Origin of the sequence: Pontibacter populi, assembly GCF_019336435.1 — a bacterium.
Taxonomy (GTDB): domain Bacteria; phylum Bacteroidota; class Bacteroidia; order Cytophagales; family Hymenobacteraceae; genus Pontibacter; species Pontibacter humidus.
On the sequence record NZ_JAHWXQ010000002.1, the window covers coordinates 841601 to 863662 of the forward strand.

Annotated in this window: 16 protein-coding genes; 9 read left to right on the forward strand and 7 right to left on the reverse strand. The window is 44.7% G+C overall.

Annotation, left to right across the window (positions count from 1 at the left end; genetic code table 11):
- The first annotated feature begins 29 nt into the window (after positions 1 to 29).
- Positions 30 to 515, forward strand: coding sequence for a 1,2-phenylacetyl-CoA epoxidase subunit PaaD (paaD, locus tag KYK27_RS10175; RefSeq protein WP_199109904.1), 486 nt, complete (start codon positions 30 to 32; stop codon positions 513 to 515).
- A gap of 66 nt (positions 516 to 581) precedes the next feature.
- Here the strand turns inward: paaD and KYK27_RS10180 are convergent, their stop codons facing one another.
- From KYK27_RS10180 to KYK27_RS10190, 3 genes are all read right to left on the reverse strand, one after another.
- Positions 582 to 1367, reverse strand: coding sequence for a copper resistance protein NlpE N-terminal domain-containing protein (locus KYK27_RS10180; protein ID WP_199109905.1), 786 nt, complete (start codon positions 1365 to 1367; stop codon positions 582 to 584).
- A gap of 98 nt (positions 1368 to 1465) precedes the next feature.
- Positions 1466 to 3196: a M3 family oligoendopeptidase gene (locus KYK27_RS10185; protein ID WP_199109906.1), complete on the reverse strand. Its 1731-nt coding sequence runs from the start codon at positions 3194 to 3196 to the stop codon at positions 1466 to 1468.
- 106 nt (positions 3197 to 3302) lie between these two features.
- On the reverse strand, positions 3303 to 4382 hold the full coding sequence (locus KYK27_RS10190; RefSeq protein ID WP_199109907.1) for a ferredoxin--NADP reductase: 1080 nt from the start codon (positions 4380 to 4382) through the stop codon (positions 3303 to 3305).
- 267 nt (positions 4383 to 4649) lie between these two features.
- On the opposite strand from KYK27_RS10190, the gene KYK27_RS10195 reads away from it, so the two are divergent.
- Complete coding sequence (locus tag KYK27_RS10195; RefSeq protein ID WP_187033103.1) at positions 4650 to 5204, forward strand: HNH endonuclease; 555 nt, start codon at positions 4650 to 4652, stop codon at positions 5202 to 5204.
- 49 nt (positions 5205 to 5253) lie between these two features.
- Positions 5254 to 5955: a peptidoglycan DD-metalloendopeptidase family protein gene (locus KYK27_RS10200; protein WP_199109908.1), complete on the forward strand. Its 702-nt coding sequence runs from the start codon at positions 5254 to 5256 to the stop codon at positions 5953 to 5955.
- 110 nt (positions 5956 to 6065) lie between these two features.
- Here KYK27_RS10200 and KYK27_RS18515 read toward each other — a convergent pair whose 3' ends face one another.
- Complete coding sequence (locus tag KYK27_RS18515; RefSeq protein WP_199109909.1) at positions 6066 to 7280, reverse strand: ABC transporter permease; 1215 nt, start codon at positions 7278 to 7280, stop codon at positions 6066 to 6068.
- Between the two features lie 35 nt (positions 7281 to 7315).
- On the opposite strand from KYK27_RS18515, the gene KYK27_RS10210 reads away from it, so the two are divergent.
- From KYK27_RS10210 to KYK27_RS10220, 3 genes are read left to right on the forward strand one after another with little or no spacing between them, the layout of a single operon-like run.
- A complete protein-coding gene (locus KYK27_RS10210; RefSeq protein ID WP_233150366.1) occupies positions 7316 to 8566 on the forward strand; it encodes an exo-beta-N-acetylmuramidase NamZ domain-containing protein in 1251 nt (416 codons plus the stop codon).
- Positions 8567 to 8570: 4 nt separating this feature from the next.
- Entirely contained in the window at positions 8571 to 9500 is a 930-nt protein-coding gene (gene fmt / locus KYK27_RS10215; protein ID WP_199109910.1) for a methionyl-tRNA formyltransferase, read from the forward strand.
- A gap of 3 nt (positions 9501 to 9503) precedes the next feature.
- Positions 9504 to 9992: a dihydrofolate reductase gene (locus tag KYK27_RS10220; protein WP_199109911.1), complete on the forward strand. Its 489-nt coding sequence runs from the start codon at positions 9504 to 9506 to the stop codon at positions 9990 to 9992.
- A 59-nt stretch (positions 9993 to 10051) separates the two neighbouring features.
- Here KYK27_RS10220 and KYK27_RS10225 read toward each other — a convergent pair whose 3' ends face one another.
- Entirely contained in the window at positions 10052 to 15112 is a 5061-nt protein-coding gene (locus KYK27_RS10225; RefSeq protein ID WP_199109912.1) for a C25 family cysteine peptidase, read from the reverse strand.
- A gap of 13 nt (positions 15113 to 15125) precedes the next feature.
- Complete coding sequence (locus KYK27_RS10230; protein ID WP_199109913.1) at positions 15126 to 16223, reverse strand: PorV/PorQ family protein; 1098 nt, start codon at positions 16221 to 16223, stop codon at positions 15126 to 15128.
- Positions 16224 to 16499: 276 nt separating this feature from the next.
- On the opposite strand from KYK27_RS10230, the gene KYK27_RS10235 reads away from it, so the two are divergent.
- The 3 genes from KYK27_RS10235 to KYK27_RS10245 all read left to right on the forward strand — a co-directional run bounded on the left by KYK27_RS10235 (position 16500) and on the right by KYK27_RS10245 (position 20517).
- Positions 16500 to 16838, forward strand: coding sequence for a PadR family transcriptional regulator (locus KYK27_RS10235; RefSeq protein ID WP_199109914.1), 339 nt, complete (start codon positions 16500 to 16502; stop codon positions 16836 to 16838).
- A 2-nt stretch (positions 16839 to 16840) separates the two neighbouring features.
- The gene (locus KYK27_RS10240; protein ID WP_199109915.1) at positions 16841 to 19333 is read left to right on the forward strand and encodes a GIN domain-containing protein; all 2493 of its coding nucleotides are present in this window, start codon (positions 16841 to 16843) and stop codon (positions 19331 to 19333) included.
- Positions 19334 to 19647: 314 nt separating this feature from the next.
- Positions 19648 to 20517 (forward strand): hypothetical protein, encoded by an 870-nt coding sequence (locus KYK27_RS10245; protein ID WP_199109916.1) that lies wholly within the window; start codon positions 19648 to 19650, stop codon positions 20515 to 20517.
- 41 nt (positions 20518 to 20558) lie between these two features.
- Here KYK27_RS10245 and KYK27_RS10250 read toward each other — a convergent pair whose 3' ends face one another.
- Complete coding sequence (locus tag KYK27_RS10250) at positions 20559 to 21986, reverse strand: CCA tRNA nucleotidyltransferase (protein WP_199109917.1); 1428 nt, start codon at positions 21984 to 21986, stop codon at positions 20559 to 20561.
- Positions 21987 to 22062: the final 76 nt, after the last annotated feature.

A 22062-nucleotide genomic window follows, 5' to 3' on the forward strand; every position in this document is an offset into this window, starting at 1 on the left:
GTCAAATAGTCTTTCGTCATCACAAAAACATGAGCTTAACTAAGGAAAACATATTAACCCTGCTGGAGGAAGTAAAAGACCCTGAGATACCGGTGTTGTCGCTGGTGGATCTTGGTGTGATTACGGGTGTAGAAGTTTCTGGAGATGACCACGTAACGGTGAACATGACGCCTACTTTTGCCGGTTGCCCTGCCATGGACTACATGAAGAAAGATGTGGAACGTACGCTGGAGAAACATGGTATCAGCAACTATATGGTTAACATGACCTTCGATAGTCCCTGGGACAGTAACAAACTAAGTGAGAAAGGCCGTCAGCATTTGAAAGAGTTTGGCCTGGCACCGCCACCAAAGTATGACCTGATACTTGATCTCGATATTCTGGAACATGTAAAGTGTCCGTACTGCGATAGCGATAACACAGATATGAGAACACCATTCGGCCCGACACTTTGCCGCTCGATGCACTACTGCAACAACTGTAAACAGATGTTTGAGCAGTTTAAACCGCTTTAAGCAAATTAATGTAAAACAGAAAAGCCAGCTATAGTTTAGCTGGCTTTTCTGTTTTAAAGGTGCAGGTTATTTCTCTTCACTCTTCGTATTCAGAAACATTCCGCAGCCGTTAAACTCTATTCCCTTAGCTTTTACCCGAACCGTGTGCGTAGACATTTTCCCCGACATGGTGTCTTCGCAGGGCTGTGCAGTTAATTCAACTATAAGGTCGCCGGTTTCAGCAGTGGCTTTATAGGTGATGGTTTTACCCTTATTTACGATCTCGGGTATGGCTGTTTCTATAGCTATAGTTTCGGAAGGCAGCGTTTTAAAGTACATGCCTTTCTCCTGGTCAATTTCCAATGCCCAGCCTGGTTCATTGCCGGTTGCTACAAAATCTACACCCAGCCTGCGTTTCTCATTCCATAGTTCCGGGCTCGCTTGTGATAGGTTATCGTCTTTCCGAAGCCTGTATTTGTCGGCCAGGTTGGTCGTTATTCTTTTGCCGGATTGGTCCAGCATGTGCAGTTCCCCACCTATCGATAAGTCGAATTGGGTACGGGTTGTGTCTTGGGCAACAAGTGTAAGTGTGCCATCGGTGATGTTCCAGGTTCCGGTTCGGCTAAAGGGTTCTACGTCACGCTCCTGGTAAGTCATCATTTCTTCAAACGTATTGTCCTCGTTCAGGCTCAGGTTATAGTTTATGCCCGGGCAATCGGCGCATGGTATTACGCCACGCCACACACCTATTACACTACAGGGTAATCTGCTCTCTCCAACCGCCACATCTACAGGCTCTGTCGACAACTCACTTGTTGTGCAACCAGAAACTATAGTTACCAACACCAGAAACACCCAAAACCTATTCATCATACTATAACTTTACGACCTAAACTTAGCGCCGATCTTCTACTTAAACTAAAAAGCCCTGCTATTGCTAGCAGGGCTCAAAATTAGTCAAATTTTATAGTTTATAGTTGCTCCATTTCGTGCTGCACAAAATCAACCAGGCTTTTGATATACGCTGTGCTGAAATCGAATTTGATACCAGCTGCTTCGTACACTTCCCCGATCGAAACAGTATAACCTAAGCTCAACGCACGCTTGTAAGCTGCCAATCCTTCAGCAGGGTTCTCCTTATAGTTCTTCCAGACAGCAATTGCGCCCAGCTGCGCCATGGCATACTCTACGTAATAGAATGGTACTTCAAAAATGTGCAGCTGCTTTTGCCACATGTACGGTTTGTACTGCTCCAGTCCGGTCCAGTCAACTAACTGGTGATTAAACTGGTCGAAAATGTTCACCCATTCCTGCTTGCGCTCTTCCGTTGTCTGCTCCGGATGCTCGTAAATCCAGTGCTGGAATTTATCAACTGTAGCCACCCACGGGAATGTCTCCAGTACACTTTCCAGATGCGATTTTTTGGCCCTGCGCAGTTCGTCTTCGTCATCAAAGAACGTATCCCAGTAATCCATCGAGATCAGCTCCATCGACATCGACGCCAGCTCAGCTACTTCTGAAGGCGGGTGTTTGAATGAGTTAAGCGTCAGCTCACGGGTCAGGAAAGAATGCACAGCGTGGCCACCTTCGTGTAACATGGTGATCACATCACGCAGGCTGGTAGTTGCATTCATAAAGATGAACGGTACTCCGATCTCATCCAACGGATAGTTATAACCGCCCGGAGCTTTTCCTTTTCTTGATTCCAGGTCCAGGTGGCCCATGGCGCGCATCGTAGCAAGGCAATCACCTAAATACGTATCCAATTTATAGAATACCTGAACAGTTTTTTCCAGCAGTTCTTCGCCGGAAGTAAAAGGCTCCAACGGTTTTCTACCAGACGGGTCCACATCCAGATCCCAGGGCTTCAATTCATCTACACCCAGTTTCTGCTTGCGCTCCTGATCTATAGTTGTAAGCAGCGGAACTATAGTTTCTTTGATAGAAGTATGGAAATCGAAGCAATCCTGTGGGGTATAATCGAAGCGGCCAAGTGCGGCAAACATGTAATCCCGGAAGTTATCGAAATCAGCGTTTTTAGCAACTTGCGTGCGTAGCTTCAGCAGTTCGTTAAACAGTTCATCCAGTTTGTCTTTGTCCTGAATGCGTCGATCCTGTATCGTTCTCCAGGCAGTTTCGCGCACAGTTCTGTCGTTCTGCTTCATGCGGTCGGCAGCGCGCTGTAGGGTCATTTCTTCGCCATCCAGCGTTACAGTCATGGTGCCGGTTATAGCGGCATATTGTTGCTGTTTGGTACTGATCTCAGTGTTTAGCGGAATGTTCTCTTCCCTGAAAATTTCCAGAGCACGCTCTACACCACGCAGGTAAATTCTATACTTGTTCTTATCCAGCGCATTCACATAAGGCGAGTGCATCAGCTTTTTGTTCAGTTCGTGGTCGTAAGGCGCAATCTTTGGGTCGATCTCAGAAACAAAATACTGAAAGGCTTTGGTACTTTCTTCGTTCTGTGTGTCGCAGGTCATGCGAATGTAGCGCCAGCCCATGTCTTCCGACAACATGCTTTCCAGCTCGCTGCGGTCAGCCATCCACCTTTCAAGCTCTTCTACATTAGTAATTTCCCTGTTCTTCAGTTCTTCAAAAGAAGGTTGCAGGGCTTCCCAGGTTTCTACTTTAAAATCTTCAGGCAGGTAGGTGCGTCGCTTTCGCTTAGGTATAATTAAGTTTGCAGATACATTGGTCATAATGCTAACATATATTATAAAAGTGTAATATAGGTACTTCCGCTGAAAGTACAAAAAAAGCCATATCTACAAAAGATATGGCTCTTATTTTATACGTGAATTTTAACTATCCGATCTCGATAACAACATCGCTGGTGAGCGGGTGGCCAACGCAGTTCAGTACATATCCCTCATCCAGTTCGGCATCCGACAAACCTTCGCGCTCATCCAGGTGCACTTTTCCGCTCAGGCATTTGCCACGACAAGCCGTACATAACCCAGCCTGGCAAGAGTAAGGCAGGTCTACATCCTGATCTAAAGCAGCTTCCAGTATAGTTTGGTCCGGGTTTACAGTTACGCTGTATTCTGAACCTTCGTAAATGATGGTTACGGTTTGGGTGGTTATCTCGTCTTCGTCGGTAGCGCTCACGTTGCCGTGCTCATTCGAATCAGGTTCGCCGGTTAGTTTGCTGCTCACAAAGCTTTCCCTGAAAACCTTATCAGATGGCACATGCAATACGTTCAGAGCTTTCTTTACTTCGTCCATCATGCCTTCCGGCCCGCACATAAAGTACAATCCGTTGCTGATCCTGGACAGCTGCAAGCGCTCCAGAATTTTAATCATCAGACTCTGGTTCATGCGGCCACGATACTCGCAATTCTGCTTTGGCTGGCTATAGATGTAAGCAATCTGTAAACGGTCCGGGTTCTCGGCACGCAGCTGCTCCAGCTGGTCTTTAAAGATCACGGAATTCTCGTCGCGGTTACCGTATAGCAGTGTTACTTTACTGTTTGGCTCTTCGCGCAACACGCCTTTAAGTATAGACATAAGCGGCGTAATACCACTACCAGCACCCAGCAATATAACATTGCGGGTTTCGGCGGCATCGCAGGTAATACAGAAGTTACCAAGCGGCTCCATTATCTCAATCTCCTGCCCTACTGCTGCATTATCAAGTAAGTAATTAGATACTTTACCACCTGGCACACGCTTTATAGTTACCGATAACGTGTTCTCGTGCGGGGTGCTGCTAAGCGAGTAAGAGCGTCGTTCTTTTTTACCTTCGAACGGAATAATTAAGGTAAGGAACTGGCCGGGCTTATAGTTTATAGTTTGATTCTGTGGTTGTTCAAAATGAAGGGTAACAGCATCTGAAGTTTCGCGGGTGATGTCCGCAATTTTCAGTGTGTGGTAAGAGTTACTCATTTTAGTTTATAGTTTATATTGATGATGTATGCTTTAGAGCCTGTTTACAAGTGGAAAGTTACAATAAACTTAGTTGTTGTCAGAAAGTTTTTATTAAAACACAACGCTTTTCTATAAAGTATACGTACAAGACCAAAACTGAAAACAGCGTGTATAAAGATTGAGGAAAAAACTGCAACTTTGTGCTGTTGAGCTGTTTCAGAAACAAAATGGGTAAAAGACCCCAGCTCAATTACCGTTCTAACACCTTACTACAATAAAACTGTGATGCTTTATAAACTCACGCTCAAAAACTGTGAAAAAACCGTAGTGGTAGATGACCACACTTACGAGTACATTCAGAAAAACGCATATCTGCAGCAGATCGAATTCTTAAAGCACCTGCGCATCCACTCTAACGGCTATGCCTTCTTCCAGAAGAACTGGCCGCTAAAGAATGGCAAGTACCGCAACGAGACGATCTATTTGCATAAACTTATCGGCGAACAGCTCCTGGAGAAGCAGGAAAGCAACATAAAGCTTTACGTGCACTTCAAAAACGGCAACAAATTAGACTGCCGCCGCGAGAACCTGGAATGGGCACCGCTTTGCAAAATTGTGCGCAACACTACCAAAACCGAGAACAAACTTGGCGTACGTGGTGTGCATAAAGAAGCTCAGAAATACAGAGCCATCATCCACCATAACAAGCAGCGTATCAACCTGGGTACTTTCGAGACCCTGCAGGAAGCCGCCATGGCCTATAGCCGTAAATCGGAAGAGCTGTTTGGTAAAACTAAAAGTTTAAAAACACTCTCTAAGTTTGTGGAAGAAGTAAATTAACTTCTTATACTTGCGCCCGCAGCTACAAATTGGCTGCACTATAGAGTGAATGAAAACAACAACAGAACTTAGCGAACTGCTGAGACGGCACACTACTGCCTTTGCCCCGGTTATCGACGCCAACCTGCAAAGTAATGTAGTGTGCCGTCTTGATTTTACGGCTGCCAACACCTTGCTGCAGCAAACCGATTTGGTTGATACCGCGACTTTTAACGAAGCCGTAAACCAGATGCTAGCTGAGCAAAAAGCAACTATAGGCGTAGGTGGTTACTTTGAAGACCGGTCTATTTACAGACGCAGCTCACACTTCGATGCCGCTGCCGAAAGCCGCAACCTGCACTTAGGAATAGATATCTGGATGGAAGCTGAAAAACCGATATTTACACCGCTGGATGCTATAGTTCATAGTTTCCAGGACAATAATAACTTTGGGGATTACGGCCCAACTATAATCCTGCAACACGAACTGGAAGGCGTTACTTTTTATACCTTGTATGGCCATCTGAGCCGCAAATCGTTGGAAGGACTGGAAGTTGGAAAGGCATTTAAGAAAGGCGACCGCATTGCCTGGCTTGGCAACTACCCGGAGAACGGAGACTGGCCGCCGCACCTGCATTTCCAGGTAATGGCAACTATGGAAGGCCGCTCAGGCGATTTCCCGGGTGTAGCTGCTGCATCAGACAGAGCACATTTTGAGCAGATCTGCCCGAATCCCAATATCATACTTCAGTGTCCTTTGCTGCCATTGTAGCAGTCAGACGCTAGCAGGAGCTGCGCACACTGCTAGGTCTTAATAGGTAACTATAAAACAGAGAAGCCATACTTGCGGGTATGGCTTTCCTGTTTTATAGTTGGTTACCCTTAATCAAACTTGATAGCTTTTACTGGTTTAATGCGGGCTACCATGGCGGCAGGTATAAGTATAGCCAGCATCGTCATACCTAGGGTAATGATGTTCAGCACAACTATAATCCCGAAGTTCCAACTGATCGGCACTGTATCCATGTAGTAGTTTTCAGGGTCGAGCGGGATAATTTTGAAGTAATATTGAATGGCGCAAAAACCTAATCCAACTATATTTCCCCACAGCATACCACGCAGCGTTAAATGTAGTCCCCGGAAATAAAAGACCTTCCGAATTTGGTTGTCAGTTGCCCCGACGGCTTTCAGTACCCCGATCATATTTATCCGCTCAATGATCATGATAAATACCGTAGATACCATATTGAACGTGGCGACAAAAATGATGAGCACCAGGAAAATAATCACGTTTTTGCGCAGCAGTTTCAGCCAGTCAAAAAGCTGCGCATGGCGGTCGGTTATTTTTTCCAGCTGCAGGTCATAGTTCATGCGTTCAAACACTTCGTCTGCCACCTGGTCAATCTGGTCGAAATTCGTGATCATGATCTCCATCCCGCCCGAAATAGAATCCGGCCAGTTGTTCAGTTCACGAATCAGCTTTATATCTCCTATCACAAATACTTCGTCAAACTCTTCCAGACCCGTGTTAAAAATGCCGGATACTTTTAGTTTTCGTGCACGCGGTGGATTCTGGATAAAATAGAAAATAGCCTCATCGCCAACTTTTAAACGCAGTTTTTCGGCCACGCGCCGGCTCATCATTACTTCTTTTGATGACGCAGTATCGTTATAGGAGAGCAGTCTTCCGGCATCCAGGTTTTTCTGCATCGAGCTCAGGTCATAGTCTTTGCCTACGCCTTTCAGCACCACGCCCAGCACTTCTTCTTCGGATTTCACGATAGCGGTTTTGCGGGCAAATGCCTGTATCTGCTTTATACCGGGAATAGAATCTGCTTCCGAAAGGCCAATATTGTTGCTGATTGGGGCACCTTCGTAAGAGTTGTTGGTATCGTATTTGTTAACTTGCAGGTGCGCTCCAAAGCTGAATATCTTGTCGCGGATCTCGTTACGGAAGCCTTCCAGAATTGCGAATGACACAATCATGATGGCAATGCCGGCAGCTATACTTATAATTGCTATTTTTGTAACCGACGCCGTAAACGAACCGGATTTAACCCCTGATATTTTTTCGGATATGTACTTGGATATGTTCACGCGTTAAAACAGGATAAACTGCCTTAAAGATAGGTATGAAATTTGACTTCTTCTCAATTATGATACAGCCACTGTTTATACTTTATACTTCGTTGCTGCTGGCTATGGGCAGTTGCGCACCCAAGCAAACCCCAACCCAGCAACCGGAACAGCAAAAGCCAGCTATAGTTGAAACAACTCCCGAAGTAGCAAAGCCACTGCAGACCGGTGCCGAACAACTGGACCTATACCTGCCAAAACTGCAGGGTAAACGTGTAGGCATGGTGGTAAACCAGACATCTATAGTTGGCGAAAGTCATCTGGTGGATACCCTATTGAGCCGTGGTGTTAAGATCACAACTATTTTTGCACCGGAGCATGGTTTCCGTGGTGAAGCCGATGCAGGCGCCTATGTAAAAGATGCAAAAGACACCAAAACCGGTCTACCAATTATCTCGCTGTACGGCAAAAACAAAAAGCCACTTCCCGAGCAACTTACCAATGTCGATGTCCTTATTTTTGATATCCAGGATGTGGGCGCACGCTTTTACACCTACATCAGCACCATGCATTATGTAATGGAAGCTGCTGCCGAGCAAAACAAAGAAGTACTTATTCTTGACCGCCCTAACCCGAATGGTAATTATATAGATGGACCTGTGCTGGAGCCGGAACATCGGTCGTTTGTAGGCATGCACCCGATTCCGATCGTTCATGGACTTACGGTTGGCGAACTGGCAAACATGATAAACGGTGAGAAATGGCTGGAAGGTCAGCGTCAGGCCAAAATCACGGTTATACCTGTTGCCAACTATAACCATAGTTTACCTTATAGTTTGCCGGTAAAACCATCACCAAATTTGCCTAACCAGCAGGCCATTATTCTTTACCCGTCGCTTTGCCTCTTCGAAGGTACCAATGTAAGCGTTGGTCGTGGCACACCTACGCCTTTCCAGGTTATCGGTAGCCCCAACTATAAATTCAAGGATTTCTCGTTTACGCCGGTTAGCACGCCGGGTGCAACCGAGCCGCCTTATAAAAACCAGGTTTGCTATGGCAAGAACTTAACAGACCCGGCTACGGCGCAGCCTTTTACATTGGCCTACCTGATCGATTTTTATAAGAACTCTGCCCAGCAGGATAAATTCTTCAACAACTTTTTCGAGAACCTGGCCGGTACTTCAGAACTAAGAAAGCAGATCGTAGCCGGAAAAACCGAAGCAGAAATCCGGGCCAGTTGGGAGCCTGCTTTAGCAAACTATAAAACCTTACGCAAAAAATACCTGCTTTACCCCGACGCTGAATAAGACTATGCCGAAAGACCTACGCATTATTTTTATGGGTACACCCGATTTTGCTGTGCCCACTTTACAGATCTTAGTTGAACACAACTATAACGTAGTTGCTGTAGTTACCGCTCCCGATAAACCAGCAGGCCGCGGCCAGAAAATTCACCAATCACCGGTAAAGGATTACGCCGTTTCGCAGAACATTCCGGTATTACAGCCTACTAACCTAAAGTCTGAAGCTTTCCTGGAAGAACTCCGCAGCTACCAGGCCGACCTGCAGACTATAGTTGCCTTCAGAATGTTGCCGGAAGTTGTCTGGGATATGCCGCCGCTGGGTTCGTTCAACATTCATGGTTCGTTATTACCTCAGTACCGTGGTGCTGCTCCTATTAACTGGGCCATCATCAATGGCGAAAAAGAGACCGGCGTTACATCCTTTTTCCTGAAACATGAGATCGACACCGGAGACTTGCTGCTTCAAACACGTGTGCCAATATTGGAAGAAGATGATTTTGGCTCGATGTACGAAAAGCTGAAGCATGAAGGCGCAAAACTGGCGCTTCAAACAGTTCAGGCTATAGAGCAGGACGATGTGAAGCCGATGCCGCAACCTCAATCTGAGGAACTGAAACATGCACCAAAGATATTTAAAGAAACCTGCGAGATCAACTGGGATCAGCCGGCGGAACAGGTTCGTAATTTTGTGCGTGGCCTCTCCCCTTACCCAACCGCCTGGACCCGTTTAGGCGATAAAACCTTCAAGATCTTTAAAGTAGAAGTATTGGAAAATGCTGGATACGATGGTGCTCCCGGAACAGTTTATACCGACAACAAGACCTTTGTGCATATAAAAACTTCAGATTGCGCTATATCTATAGTTGACCTGCAAATGGAAGGCAAAAAACGCATGCCGCTTGCTGATTTGTTGCGTGGCTATACTTTTAACCTGTAAAATATGATCGCTATAGTTGTAGCCGTTGCCGAAAATAACGTAATCGGGAAAGATAACCAGCTTATCTGGCACCTGCCCGCCGACCTGCGTTATTTCAAAAACCTGACCATAGGTCACCCGATCTTAATGGGTCGTAAAACTTACGAGTCAATCGGAAAGCCATTGCCGGGCCGTACCACCGTTATCATTACCCGTCAGCAGGACTTTGAAGCCTCAGGTTGTATCGTTGTCAACTCCATTGATGAAGCTATTGCCGAAGCCCAAACTATAGATCAGGACGTGTACATAATCGGCGGGGCTGAAATATACAAACAAGCCTTAGCTAAAACAGATACTATCTACCTCACGCGCGTGCACCATTCGTTTGCAGGCGATACGTTCTTTCCTAAAATTGATGAAAACAACTGGGAAGTAACATCCGAAGAAAAACACGAGCCAGACGAGAAGAATAAGTATAGCTATAGTTTTATAACCCTGAAACGGAAACTATAAAAACAGAAAAGGAGCAACTATAGAGCTGCTCCTTTTCTGTTTTTATAGTTGGTTATCGTTTAACGCAAGATGTATATCTTGCCGTAGCCGTTTTTAAAGGCTTTGTCGCCAAACTTTTGCTTATGGTACATCATCTCATCGCCCCGGCTAACTACCACACGGTATAAGTATACCCCGTTCGCCAGTTTATCGCCGTACATATCGGTACCATCCCAGGCATATTCGGTTTTGTTGTTACCAATGCGCAGCGGCCCCAGCTCTTCCTTCATAATCTCTTTTACCACCTTACCGGTTATAGTTAAGATCTGTATCTTGATATGATCCGGAATGGTAGCGCCAGTCAGTGTAAATATGAAGTTGGTTTTGGTTGAGAACGGGTTCGGGAATGGGTAGAAATTGGTTATGGCTGATCTGTTCTCCACTTCGAAATTGATGCGATACGGCGAAATACCTGACTGCTTGCCTGCTACGTCCTTTGCACGAATTTCCATTCTGTAGAGTCCGTCTTCCAACTTTGTAGGTTTAAACTCAACCCTGAAATCACTCTTCTCTGTTGCCGGGAAAATTTCCACGTGCTCAACTAACTCTGAAGTTTTATCAAGCGCAAGTTCCTGCTCACCTTTATCAGGGTAAACAAGCACTATCGACATCCCGGAAGCATCACCCAGGAACGCTTGCCTGTTTTCGTCTTTTACAGTTACGCTAACCATCGGACTAGGCGATATCAATTCCCCATCCATGATATGTACCCCATCAAAAGCCACATCCATAATCGGGTGTAACCTGGACTTTACTTTAAATGGTACTACATAGATATTATTGAAGTAATGCTGCTCTGGTTGAATCCGTGGGTTCACATACATGCTCAACTTATAGTTGCCGTCCAGGATATGAGTATCCATTTCGAAATTGAAAGTAGCCGAGGTATTACCTGCAAGCGGGGCAAGCTTCAAGCGTTTCTGTATTGGATCAATCCCATCCCCGGTTACGGTCACATCAACAGCAAGTGAGTCTTTAAAGGCAAAGGGAGAAACATTTTGAAAGATCATCGGAACCTTCATTTTCCCTTTATTCGCCTGATCCGAAATTATAGTTGAACTTGCTTCTACCAGATCAGGACGAATCACACCTTCAGGTGCTACTTCATAAAGAACAAGCCACTGGTCCAGTTGAGGAGCAGAGCGATCTGTTGCATCAGAGAGAGCGGCCTGTAATTGCAGATGCGGGTATACCTTCGCATCAATGTTAGAAATGTCGAAGTTTTTAGATGTAACATTATCAGCTAATACTGTCGCAGCACCTTCCGCATTTATACCGATCACGCGAAGTGTATAGTCATCGTTACCAGCCTGATACTTTTCGATATTGTGGTGTACTGAACCCCAGCTAAGGGCAGGCCCGATTATAGGAGAAGTTATTTCTCCGGCTTGCTGGTTTGATAAAATCCTCGTTTTTAAAACAATTTCCTGCTGATTTGCCGGAATACCCTCACCGCTAATAGCTGTTACTTCATAGGCTTTACCGGCAGCCAACCCTTTCTGCCCAACTATAGCGAAAGGGTCTCCTGTCTTAAGTGAGTTAATCAATTCTGATCCGATCTTGCCTAATGCGGCCTTTTGTGTAGAAGTAAAATCATTGAATGGCACATTATTAATGCTGATAGCAGCTACATAAAAGTTTTCTGGTACTGCATTTATAAATGTTTCAAGCTTTGCTCTATTGGCTGCCGTACGCAAGTCTCCAAAATCATACATAAATGGCTCAGCAGCACACGCATAAGCAGGAACCAAGCTCTCTACCAGTTTCAGGGTTTTATTATTGATCACAACCATGATCAGACGTGGTGTAGCACTTCCAGCCGGATTACTACAGCCTTGATGTATCATTGGCCGTCCATCAATAATTAAGTTGTAGTCTGGAGTTTTAAATTGTTTACTACCACCTAAAGTCCTTATTTCAATATCGCTTTTTATAGATGTAAATTCCCATAGTGGTTTCTTCGTTTGTAGCGCAAAACCACTTAAATCCGTTTCTTGAAACTGTCCCACATGGCTCTGCGACCAACCTGTTTTTGAATCACTTATTACCCTAAAAGAACTGGTCGCATACACGGTATCTTCCCCTTCGCTATAATTTTGAAAACGGGCTCGCCAATAGTATACAGTGCTATCTGGAAGGTTACCTAAAGAAGCCAGGTTCAAATCCCATGTTGAAAGCATTCCAAGTGGTTGTGCAAATGCTTTCTTTAAGTTACTGTTGAAATGATGCGTTGTATCAACTTCCAGATAAAAGCCCTGCCTACTTTCCTCTATTTGAGTGGTTTGTACCACTACTCTTACATTCTTGCTATTCACTATACTATACTTGACAGGTGCAAGTGCAATTAAACCAGATGCTGGAAAAAAGTGCTGAAAGCTAGCCGTATTATTCATTTCATTCAACTCATCAACTTCAAAGGCCCCATCTAATGTTACTTCAAACCTGTTCATTCCCCGTGCCGCTATGCCACGGTTATCTATAGGTATGTTCAGTACATCGCTATACATAATAGGTGCTACTTTCACTTTTAACGACTCCATTTCAGTATTGTCAGCAAGAATACGCTTTACTGTAACTGTAACGGAATCGGTAATAGCTTTGCCCCAGTTCCGGACACCAAGTATAATATTGAACGATTCAGCTGAAGCTGTCAGGTTTTCGCCCTGCACTGTACTTGTTATATCAGCTTCACTTTCTATAGCAGCATAATCAGGTTTAGCTGGAGCATACAACCTAACCGCCGGATCGCCCTGCAACACCATTTCCATTGCCATGGCAATCACAATATTGCTTTGGCTGCTTTGCATTGCTCTTTCAGCTGTTTTCTGTAGTACCTCACCTAAATTTTTACCGTAATATTGAGGATCCTGAAAAGCAGTAGTGTAAAAATTGGATGAATAATAGTTCAGATAACCGACTTCTCCTGCATCAGAATGAGCGATAAAGGCAACTGCTCCCTTTTCCGGAGTATTTATCCAGTCTTCCCCAAATGACCTGTTATTCGGGATAAATGCATCTCCTGAGTTACACCCATTCATGAGAATAACCGGATACTTTCCTTTGTTACTATATCCATTGATTGGGCTTGATACCAAACCAATGTCTAAGTCTGTTGTGCCTGGCGAGCTATGGCCATAAAAGGTGAGCAGCGAGAGACCGTTATTGACCTCGTTGGACACGTTTATATTTTCAACTACCTCACTTACATTTTGCCTGTACTTTTCAATTACGTTAGCACCTAGATATGGACCTTCGGCAATGGACTTGTAAATTCTGAGATAGTTTGCAATTTGATTTATTTGAGGAAGACTACTCCCACCCCCTAACTGCAATATATTTTTTCTCCAAGGTAATCCTTCCGGAATTGCATCATACTCCTTAACCTTATTTAGGTAATTGATCACATCCTCCGGACGCGTAGCCGCAAGCCTGCCAGTAGGTATTTTGGGGATATAAGAGTTATTATGAAAATCGGCTGTAAAGAATACATCTGATGAGGGCGTTATACCAGTAGGAATCAGATCAATTTCATGCACTTTTGGATTACGGCCACCTATATGGTAATAACTGAATTTGCTTCCGTAAGTTACTCTATACTCATCTGAAGCATATTTTACTCCTTTACCAATTATAAATAGTTGTTTAGGCCTTGCAGAGGAGCTCATAAATTTCATAAACTTACGGATAGAGTTTGATGAGAATTCCCCATAATGAAATTGATCCACTACCTGATCCATATGCACCAGTAATGTATCGTAACCGCCTCCTGCTTGGGAGGCCCGGTAAGCAGCATATTGTTCAGGAGCTCTTAACTCAGTTCCTGACACCTTTTTCATTAGCCGTTTATTAGTTAAAACAATATAATTGTGCGCGTTCGGAACAATCTTCCTGAAACGTATATTTTTTTCTAATCCAGCCGGTTTGTATATTTTATCAGCATTAGCAACAACGATTTTCTTCATAAAGCCATTGTTTTTTACTACAATACCTTTAGTGTTTGTTGAGACAGGGACAACAGCAATACGCACAACATTTTGAGGATCAGTCACATCATACGCAACTATATTGCTAGTTATATTTGGAAACTCGAAATAAAAATCCCCAGTCCTCAGAGAATCTGTGTAAAAAATATGTTGATTATTATTAAAGTTGAATTTTTGCGGGTAAGTAACCCGCCCGTATGAAATTACAATAGCATTACCTTTGGTTTCCGTAACATCTGGTGCTATTTGCATCGTAATACTGCCGTCAGTATTTATCTCATTAAAATTAATTGGCTTAATATCTCTTGCACTAGAGTAAAAGTCATACTCATATCTACCCAAGTTTCTGATGGTACCATTTGGAGCAACTATGTTTACAGCTAATTTGTGGTATTCTTTATATGCACCAACTGTCCTAAAATCAACATAAGGTGTCGGCCCAGAATTATAAATATTGCTTATGCCTGTTATTTTATAGTTTGCTATTGCTATAGTTCTAGGGCCGGAAGTATATCCCTCACCTTCATCCATCCAGGGCATCTTTGCTATTAAACCGTAAACCTTTTCCTGGTAGAACCAATTAGTAAAAAGCTGCAGGGCCTTCTGCATAAAGTATGGTTCAGGTGTTAGTCCATTTGCTACAGTATTTTCCTGGTTAACTCTTTTCCCTTTAACCGAAGAGTAAGTCAGAAAATAAGAAGCAGTATCAGTATAAAGACTAAAGAACTGATGATGCTGGTGCGAAGGGTCTTTGTATAGTTCGGCATCCAGTGCTCCGTCATTTCGTTCCCCGTAAAACTCCAGGTAATCCTGTGGGTCCAGCTTTCCGTCCTGTTCTCCGGCTATGTACACGGCAACTTCTTTTCCCCTACGGAATAATTGCAGGTTTTGCGGATTAACACCTTCCAGGCCTAGCTGACTTAAATAAGTATAATTAAGCTGGTGCAGGCCGGTAGTGGTTACTTTTATCTTATGATAGGTCTGCTCATAGTTAATCCATTCGTTGCCATAGTTGGTTTGCGCCTTGGCCGTAACTATAGATATAACGATAAAAAGAGATAAGAGACAGAAGCGTTTTAAAGCGGCGGATATATACATGGCTACAAGTACCTTATCTGAATGAATATCCCATTGAAATGATAACCGAAGACGTATTGGCATTGGCTATGGAGTTCTTCTCCCGATCGCTCATGCGTGAGAGTGCAAGGTCCAGGTTAAAGCCATTTGATACGAAACCAACCCCAAAATTAGGCTGTACTTGTGTAGCCGTGCTGCCGTCGAAGCGGGTAGTTTGCTGATAATTGCTTAGTCCGCCCCTGATAAATACCGATTTGGAGTAAACCAGCTCAACCCCAATGTGCGGATCTACTGACATCAGGTTTGACTTGAAAAGCACATTCCGTTTACCATCAAACGTAAAGTCTATGTCCGTAGAAACAAGAGCTGAGAACTTATCATTGATCTGAAAATTTCTTCCGGCGCCAACTATAATACGTGGCAAGGTAAGCTCTGCAGAATTCTCAGGAAGGTCGTTCCCGGTCTGGGCATACGCATCTTCCAGTTCTTCTACATTATGTGTCCAGGCAGTGAAGGTGGTTGTAATATCTTTACCCATTACGCCAAACTGCCAGTTGCCACGCTGAAGCTGTGCGCCTGCATCTACTCCAAATCCCCAGGCATTGGCAAAATTACCTACGTTGCGGTAAACGATCTTTGCACTCGCTCCCAGTTGCAGCCCTTCTATCAGCTTGCTTCGGCGCGCATACGATAACAGCACAGCATAATCAGCCACTGAAAAGAACTTTACACTATCGTACTGAATATAGCCGAACTCATTCTGAAGGCGGCGGGTATCGGCAATATCATCCACACCAAGCCTGATTACAGAAACTGCCAATGCGCTGTTGGTATCTATGGGCATCGCAAAACTTGCGAAATCATTTTTGGCAATACCGGCAAACAACTCGGAGTGCATTAAGGCTATGTTATACTTGTCGGGGAGGCGGAGCAAGCCGGCCGGGTTCCAGTAACCGGAAGTAGCATCGCTGGTAATGGCTACCTGTACATTACCCATACCCAATGCACGTGCACCTACACCAAGGTTCAAAAATTCATTACTGTATTTGGGGGCAGACACCTGGGCTTCCGCACTAAAGCAGGAAACAAGCAGCAAGGCTGCTAGCAAACACTTAAGAGTAATTTTGTGCATAGGCCAAAACTGTCGGTACGAAATTATCTAGAGCAGCAGCACGGGGTTGTGCCACCTTAAAAACCAATTTACCTGATTTGATCCACTAACACGACTTTCGATAAATAAGTTGTGCTGGCACCAAATATATTTTAAAGACAAAAATACACTATAAAAATATAAATTTTCCTGTCTACTTAACCCTTTTTAAAAAGTTACGTAATTATTTTTAAACAGTACCTTGCTTTACATAGTACCTTATATTATATTTGCTTCATCAATATAAACATCACCATCATGAAAGTAGAAAACACACAAGTGCAGATGCGGAAGGGAATTCTGGAATTCTGCATCCTTGAGATTATCTCTCGTGGTGAAGTATATGCGTCCGATATGTTGGAAGAGCTAACAGCAGCCAAGATGATCGTTGTGGAGGGAACCCTTTACCCGTTACTAACCCGCCTCAAAAACGCGTCGCTTCTCGACTACAGCTGGGTAGAATCCACTTCAGGGCCTCCCCGCAAGTACTACACCCTAACCGAAACAGGGAAAGCCTTTCTGGAGCAACTTCGCGACACATGGCAGGAACTGGTAGAATCCACCGACTTCATCATTCAAAACAAGAAAGCTAATTAGTCATGAAAAAGAATATAAGCATCAACTTACAAGGCATCATCTTCCATATTGAAGAAGATGGCTATGAGCAGCTGAGCAGATATTTGGCTTCTATCCGCACGTACTTCTCCAACTATGAGGGGCACGATGAAATAGTTGCTGATATTGAGCTGCGAATTGCGGAGATCTTTTCTGCACGGCTTTCTGCTGGCAAACAGGTTATCTCGCAGGAAGATGTGCAGTACCTGATCGCCAGAATGGGTAATGTTACGGAGTTCGAAATATCTGAGCCAGAAGAGGAAGAGATTCCAAACTATAATGCAGGTGGAGCCGCTGGTGCGTCTTCTGCTTATGCAATACCGGGTACTAAAAAACTATACCGCGATGTAAACCGCAAAGTAGTAAGCGGTGTGTGCGCCGGTATAGCCAACTACCTTACCATTGATGTTGTCTGGATACGTTTGTTCTTCATTCTGTTTGTCGTGCTGGGTGTATTATCGGCTGGTATCTCGGCAATAGCAGCATTTATAATATACATCGTGTTATGGATTGGTATGCCTGAGAGCCATGAGTTACCTGAAACCAATGTAAAAAGGCTTTTCAGAGACCCTGATGACAAGAAATTAGGCGGCGTGGCCAGCGGTATTGCCAAGTATTTTGGAGTTGATATAGCTGTGGTACGCATTCTGTTCCTTATTTCCATCTTTCTGGGCGGCTTCGGGTTACTGTTATACATCGTTTTATGGATAGCGGTACCCGAAGCGGTAACGCTCACAGAACGCATGCAGATGCAGGGTAACCCCGTTACACTGGCAGGCATAGAACAAACCCTGAAAGATAACCTGAACATGAAGGACCAGTATGGTCAGGAGAATACGCTTGCCAAGATCATCTTATTACCTATCCGCCTTATATCCCAGATCATAAACTGGTTAGGCACTGCCCTGGGCCCGGTTTTAGGCTTCCTGATCGCACTTATCCGTGTGGCAGCCGGCATTATGCTGTTGCTGGTTTCGGCATCGCTTATAGTTGGTCTTTTTGCGGCCTTCTTCCAGGGCATAGGCTGGATTTCCGATAACACCGTTATGCAAATGGAGCCTTTTGACTCAACTATCTGGCTGGGTGGATTTCCCAGATTCGGATTGGTTGCAGGTCTTATTGTAGGCCTAATCCCCCTTCTGTTCCTAATGTTGCTTGCAATCGGCTTACTTGCTAAACGCTTCTTTATGCGCCCTACCCTGGGCTGGTCATTATTCGGAGTTTGGGTACTGGCACTTATAGTTATGATCGCCTCTATTATCTCTTACAGCGGCAACTTTAAGCGCAGCGGCGAAATTACGATCACTAAAACTGTGCCTGCAGCAGGCGTAAGCGTACTGGATGCTTATGACATGGACCTGGAGTATAATAACCTGTATGTAGATGTGCGTGAGCATAACGGACCTAACATCGAGATTCTGCAACAGATAGAAGCAAAAGGCCGCACCGAAGAAGAAGCCAAGAAGAATGCCCGGATGGTGACTTATCGTATAGTGCAACTGGATTCAACGCTACGTTTCGACAACAGCTACGAATTTAAAAAGGGAGCCAGCTTCCGCGATCAGGACCTGACCATCGTACTTCGATTGCCTAAGGATAAACCGTTCCGCCTGACCCGTGAGTTTGTGTACCTGTTGCCAAGTGCTACTTTCGACAAGGATTACGGTTATGATAAGATCGTGAGAAACACCTGGAAAGCGAAAGGCGACATGCTGGAGTGTATAACTTGCGCCAGTGATACCTTGGACACCGAAGAGCCGGGAGCTGATTTTAATGATGGCGCTGTTTACGAAGCCAATGAGATTGGCAACCATGAAAGCGTTCTTGATAATGAGAGAGAGTACGGTTCCAACACTAAAACATTTCCTTTCAGCAATTTCGACCATATCAATATTGCCGGACATTACCATGTGCAGATTAAGCAGGGTAACCGCCACCAGGTAACAGTACGTGGCAGCCAGCGCGAAATCAATAAAATGGAAGTAAGAGAAAACGGCGGCGAGCTGACTATAGAATCTGAAGACAAAGTATTTAACTTGTTTGAAGACCATGAGCCGGTACTTATTCAGATCACAGTGCCAGATCTGCAACGTCTGGAACTTAGTGGTGCCATTAAAGCAGATGTGATAGGCATAAATACCAACGAACTTGACCTTGAACTTGCCGGCGCAGTTAAAGCGGCCATCAATGTAAGAGCAAGAACAATACGCGCTGATATTGCTGGAGCAACAAGCACACGCTTTACCGGAACTACCGACCGGCTCGAACTGGATGCTGCTGGTGCCTGCAAAGTGAATGCAGAGCAGTTACGCGCCAGCGATGTTCGAGTGGAGGCTAGCGGAGCCAACAAAATAGATGTGTATGCTACGTCAAGCCTTACTGCTGATGCATCGGGAGCAAGCCGAATTAGCTACAAAGGCAACCCTGCCAGTAAGCAGATAAATGCCGATGGAGCCAGCAAAGTAGAACGTCAGTAGAACTATAGACTATAATTTTACTAAATAAAAAGCGGGCTAAATCTTTCTTACCTGATTTAGCCCGCTCATAACACTGCCTGAGTACATTATAAAACTATACACATTACCTTAAGTTTAGCACGTTTACTTTAGTATCACCCTTGTTTAGTTGTTTGATAATTCTGCAAGGCTTCTCCCACCCCAGGGAGAAGCTGAAGCAGCAAACCACATCCCTCCCACTTCCAGTCAGCTTGCCGTTACTTACTGCTACCTTTTACAAGCTGAACTATAGTTTATAACACCCGCCATTTTATTAACTCAACCGATCCTGAACTATGAAAAAATTATTCCTGGTACTCATACCTGTTTTCCTGATTCTTCATGCTGATGTTCACGCTCAGGGTCAGCTGGAAGAATCCTGCGAACAAAAGTTAATCTCTTACTTAAACTGGAAAGAGACCCCAAACACAAAATGGTCTTTAATACTAAACGGACCTACTGGCACGAAGCTGAACTATATCGGAGCCCGGCATTCTGACGATGCCGCTGATCCGCAGTTTAAAGTTATAAGAGAAGCCTGGCAGGCTCAGAAACCCACCCTTGCTTTTTTTGAAGGTCCGGATCGCGGAACAGCTGACTCTGAAACTGAAACTATAAAGCAATTCGGGGAGTCGGGCTATGTACGGTATCTGGCTAAAGAAGCAGGCATCAAAACACAATCGCTGGAACCCAGCCCACAGGATGAAGTGCGGTACCTGCTTTCTCTGAAGAAATTTACGCCCGAGCAGATAAAGCTGTTTTTTATACTCCGGGAAGCCAGCCGCCTGCGCGACCGAAAAGGCCTGAATGAAGAAGAACTGAAAGCAACTATAGCCCAGCTCCTTGTTAAAGCCAATAAACTATTACCAGACCTTGCAACGGTGATTCCGGATACAAATGCCCTGCAAACAGCTTATGAAAAATACTGGACAACACCGGCAAACTGGTGGCAGGCACCTGCCGGTTGGTTCGACCCACTAAAGAATGGCGCCGAAACCGGTGGGAAGTTTACAAACGATATAAACAGGCACAATAGTGAATTCCGGAATCTGCACATGTACCGGATAATAACTGAAGCCGTTTCGCGTGGCGAAAAAGTTTTTGCAGTTGTTGGCCGAAACCATGTACCCATGCAGGCAGCGGCTATCAGCTGTGCACTCAGGTAAAATAAAAAAGGAGCGTAACATTGTTGCTACACTCCTTTTCATTACAAAGCCTTCTTATTTACAACCTGAAGCCCTTTTTGCTCGCCAACCTGTAGCAGGTAATTATAGGCTTCATCAAATTCATTTTTCACTTTCCCTTCCAGTATCGCTTCGGTTAACACTTCTTTCAGGTCACCAACTGTTTTGGAAGGTTTCAGGTCGAAGGTTTCCATGATGATCTCCCCGGTAATGACTGGCTGGAAGTTTCGAAGCTTATCGCTTTCTTCTACTTCAACCAGGCGTTTTTCAACCTTATCGAAGTTCTGAATGTAGCGCTTTACTTTTACATCATTCTTAGAGGTGATGTCGGCGCGGCACAAGGCCATTAGCGCATCAATATCATCCCCGGTTTCAAACAATAACCTTCGTAACGCAGAATCTGTAACCGTATCTTTTACCAACGCGATCGGGCGTAAATGCAGCTTTACCAATTTCTGCACAAAGCGCATATGCTCGTTCAGGGGCAGTTTAAGGTCTTTAAAAAGCTTGGGAACCATCCGTGCGCCGCGGTCTTCGTGCCCGTGAAAGGTCCAGCCAACTTTTGGGGAGTAGCGTTTTGTATCGGGTTTGGCAATGTCGTGCAGTATAGCTGCCCAGCGCAACCACAGATCATCCGAAACCTGCGCAACGTTATCTAATACCTGCAGTGTATGGTAAAAATTATCTTTATGCGAGTTGCCGTTCCTGGTTTCCACACCATGCAGCTCCACCATTTTCGGGAAGATGAGCTGCAGTAAGCCGGAAGTAAAAAGCAGCTTAAAGCCATAACTTGGTGTTGCTGCAAGTATGATCTTATTCAGTTCATCTGTTATCCGCTCCTGCGACACGATTTTAATACGTTCTTTATTATCTGTGATCGCATCAAACGTATCCGGGTCAATGTCAAAGCCAAGCTGTGTAGCAAAACGGATGGCGCGCATCATGCGCAGGGGATCATCAGAAAAGGTGATGCCGGGCTCCAAAGGCGTACGGATGATCTTCCGTTTCATATCCTTCAGGCCGTTAAACTCATCTATCAGCTGGCCATAGTCGGTTTTGTTCAGACTGATTCCCAGCGCGTTAATGGTAAAGTCTCTGCGTTTCAGGTCATCATCCAACGTGCCCAGTTCCACTTCTGGTTTGCGCGAATGTTCTCTATATGATTCCTTCCGGGCTCCTACAAACTCTACTTCCCAATCATTAAAACGAAGCATGGCTGTACCAAAATTCTTAAAAACAGAGACTTTGGGTTTATGGGGCAGGTTTTTAGAAACTAACTCTGCCAGCGCTATTCCGTCCCCTATACAGACAACGTCTATATCTTTGGAAGGCCGTTTTAACACCAGGTCGCGCACAAAGCCACCGATAACGTAAGCATCCACACCAAGCTCTGCCGCTGCAGAAGCTACCACATCAAAAACAGGATTATCGGGTAGTTTTATTGTTTCCATCAAAAAATAACGCCTCAGGTGGTTTTGCCACACCTGAGGCGCAAAAATAATGTATTAATTCGAAAGCACCTTAGCA

What these genes read in the sequence shown, in the direction of transcription:
- paaD (WP_199109904.1), top strand. Translation starts at nt 30, where the DNA reads ATGAGCTTAACTAAGGAAAACATATTAACCCTGCTGGAGGAAGTAAAA.
- KYK27_RS10200 (WP_199109908.1), top strand. Translation starts at nt 5,254, where the DNA reads ATGAAAACAACAACAGAACTTAGCGAACTGCTGAGACGGCACACTACT.
- KYK27_RS10230 (WP_199109913.1), bottom strand. Translation starts at nt 16,223, where the DNA reads ATGCACAAAATTACTCTTAAGTGTTTGCTAGCAGCCTTGCTGCTTGTT.
- KYK27_RS10225 (WP_199109912.1), bottom strand. Translation starts at nt 15,112, where the DNA reads ATGTATATATCCGCCGCTTTAAAACGCTTCTGTCTCTTATCTCTTTTT.
- KYK27_RS10190 (WP_199109907.1), bottom strand. Translation starts at nt 4,382, where the DNA reads ATGAGTAACTCTTACCACACACTGAAAATTGCGGACATCACCCGCGAA.
- fmt (WP_199109910.1), top strand. Translation starts at nt 8,571, where the DNA reads ATGCCGAAAGACCTACGCATTATTTTTATGGGTACACCCGATTTTGCT.
- KYK27_RS10195 (WP_187033103.1), top strand. Translation starts at nt 4,650, where the DNA reads ATGCTTTATAAACTCACGCTCAAAAACTGTGAAAAAACCGTAGTGGTA.
- KYK27_RS10235 (WP_199109914.1), top strand. Translation starts at nt 16,500, where the DNA reads ATGAAAGTAGAAAACACACAAGTGCAGATGCGGAAGGGAATTCTGGAA.
- KYK27_RS10185 (WP_199109906.1), bottom strand. Translation starts at nt 3,196, where the DNA reads ATGACCAATGTATCTGCAAACTTAATTATACCTAAGCGAAAGCGACGC.
- KYK27_RS10180 (WP_199109905.1), bottom strand. Translation starts at nt 1,367, where the DNA reads ATGATGAATAGGTTTTGGGTGTTTCTGGTGTTGGTAACTATAGTTTCT.
- KYK27_RS10240 (WP_199109915.1), top strand. Translation starts at nt 16,841, where the DNA reads ATGAAAAAGAATATAAGCATCAACTTACAAGGCATCATCTTCCATATT.
- KYK27_RS10210 (WP_233150366.1), top strand. Translation starts at nt 7,316, where the DNA reads ATGAAATTTGACTTCTTCTCAATTATGATACAGCCACTGTTTATACTT.
- KYK27_RS10250 (WP_199109917.1), bottom strand. Translation starts at nt 21,986, where the DNA reads ATGGAAACAATAAAACTACCCGATAATCCTGTTTTTGATGTGGTAGCT.
- KYK27_RS10220 (WP_199109911.1), top strand. Translation starts at nt 9,504, where the DNA reads ATGATCGCTATAGTTGTAGCCGTTGCCGAAAATAACGTAATCGGGAAA.
- KYK27_RS10245 (WP_199109916.1), top strand. Translation starts at nt 19,648, where the DNA reads ATGAAAAAATTATTCCTGGTACTCATACCTGTTTTCCTGATTCTTCAT.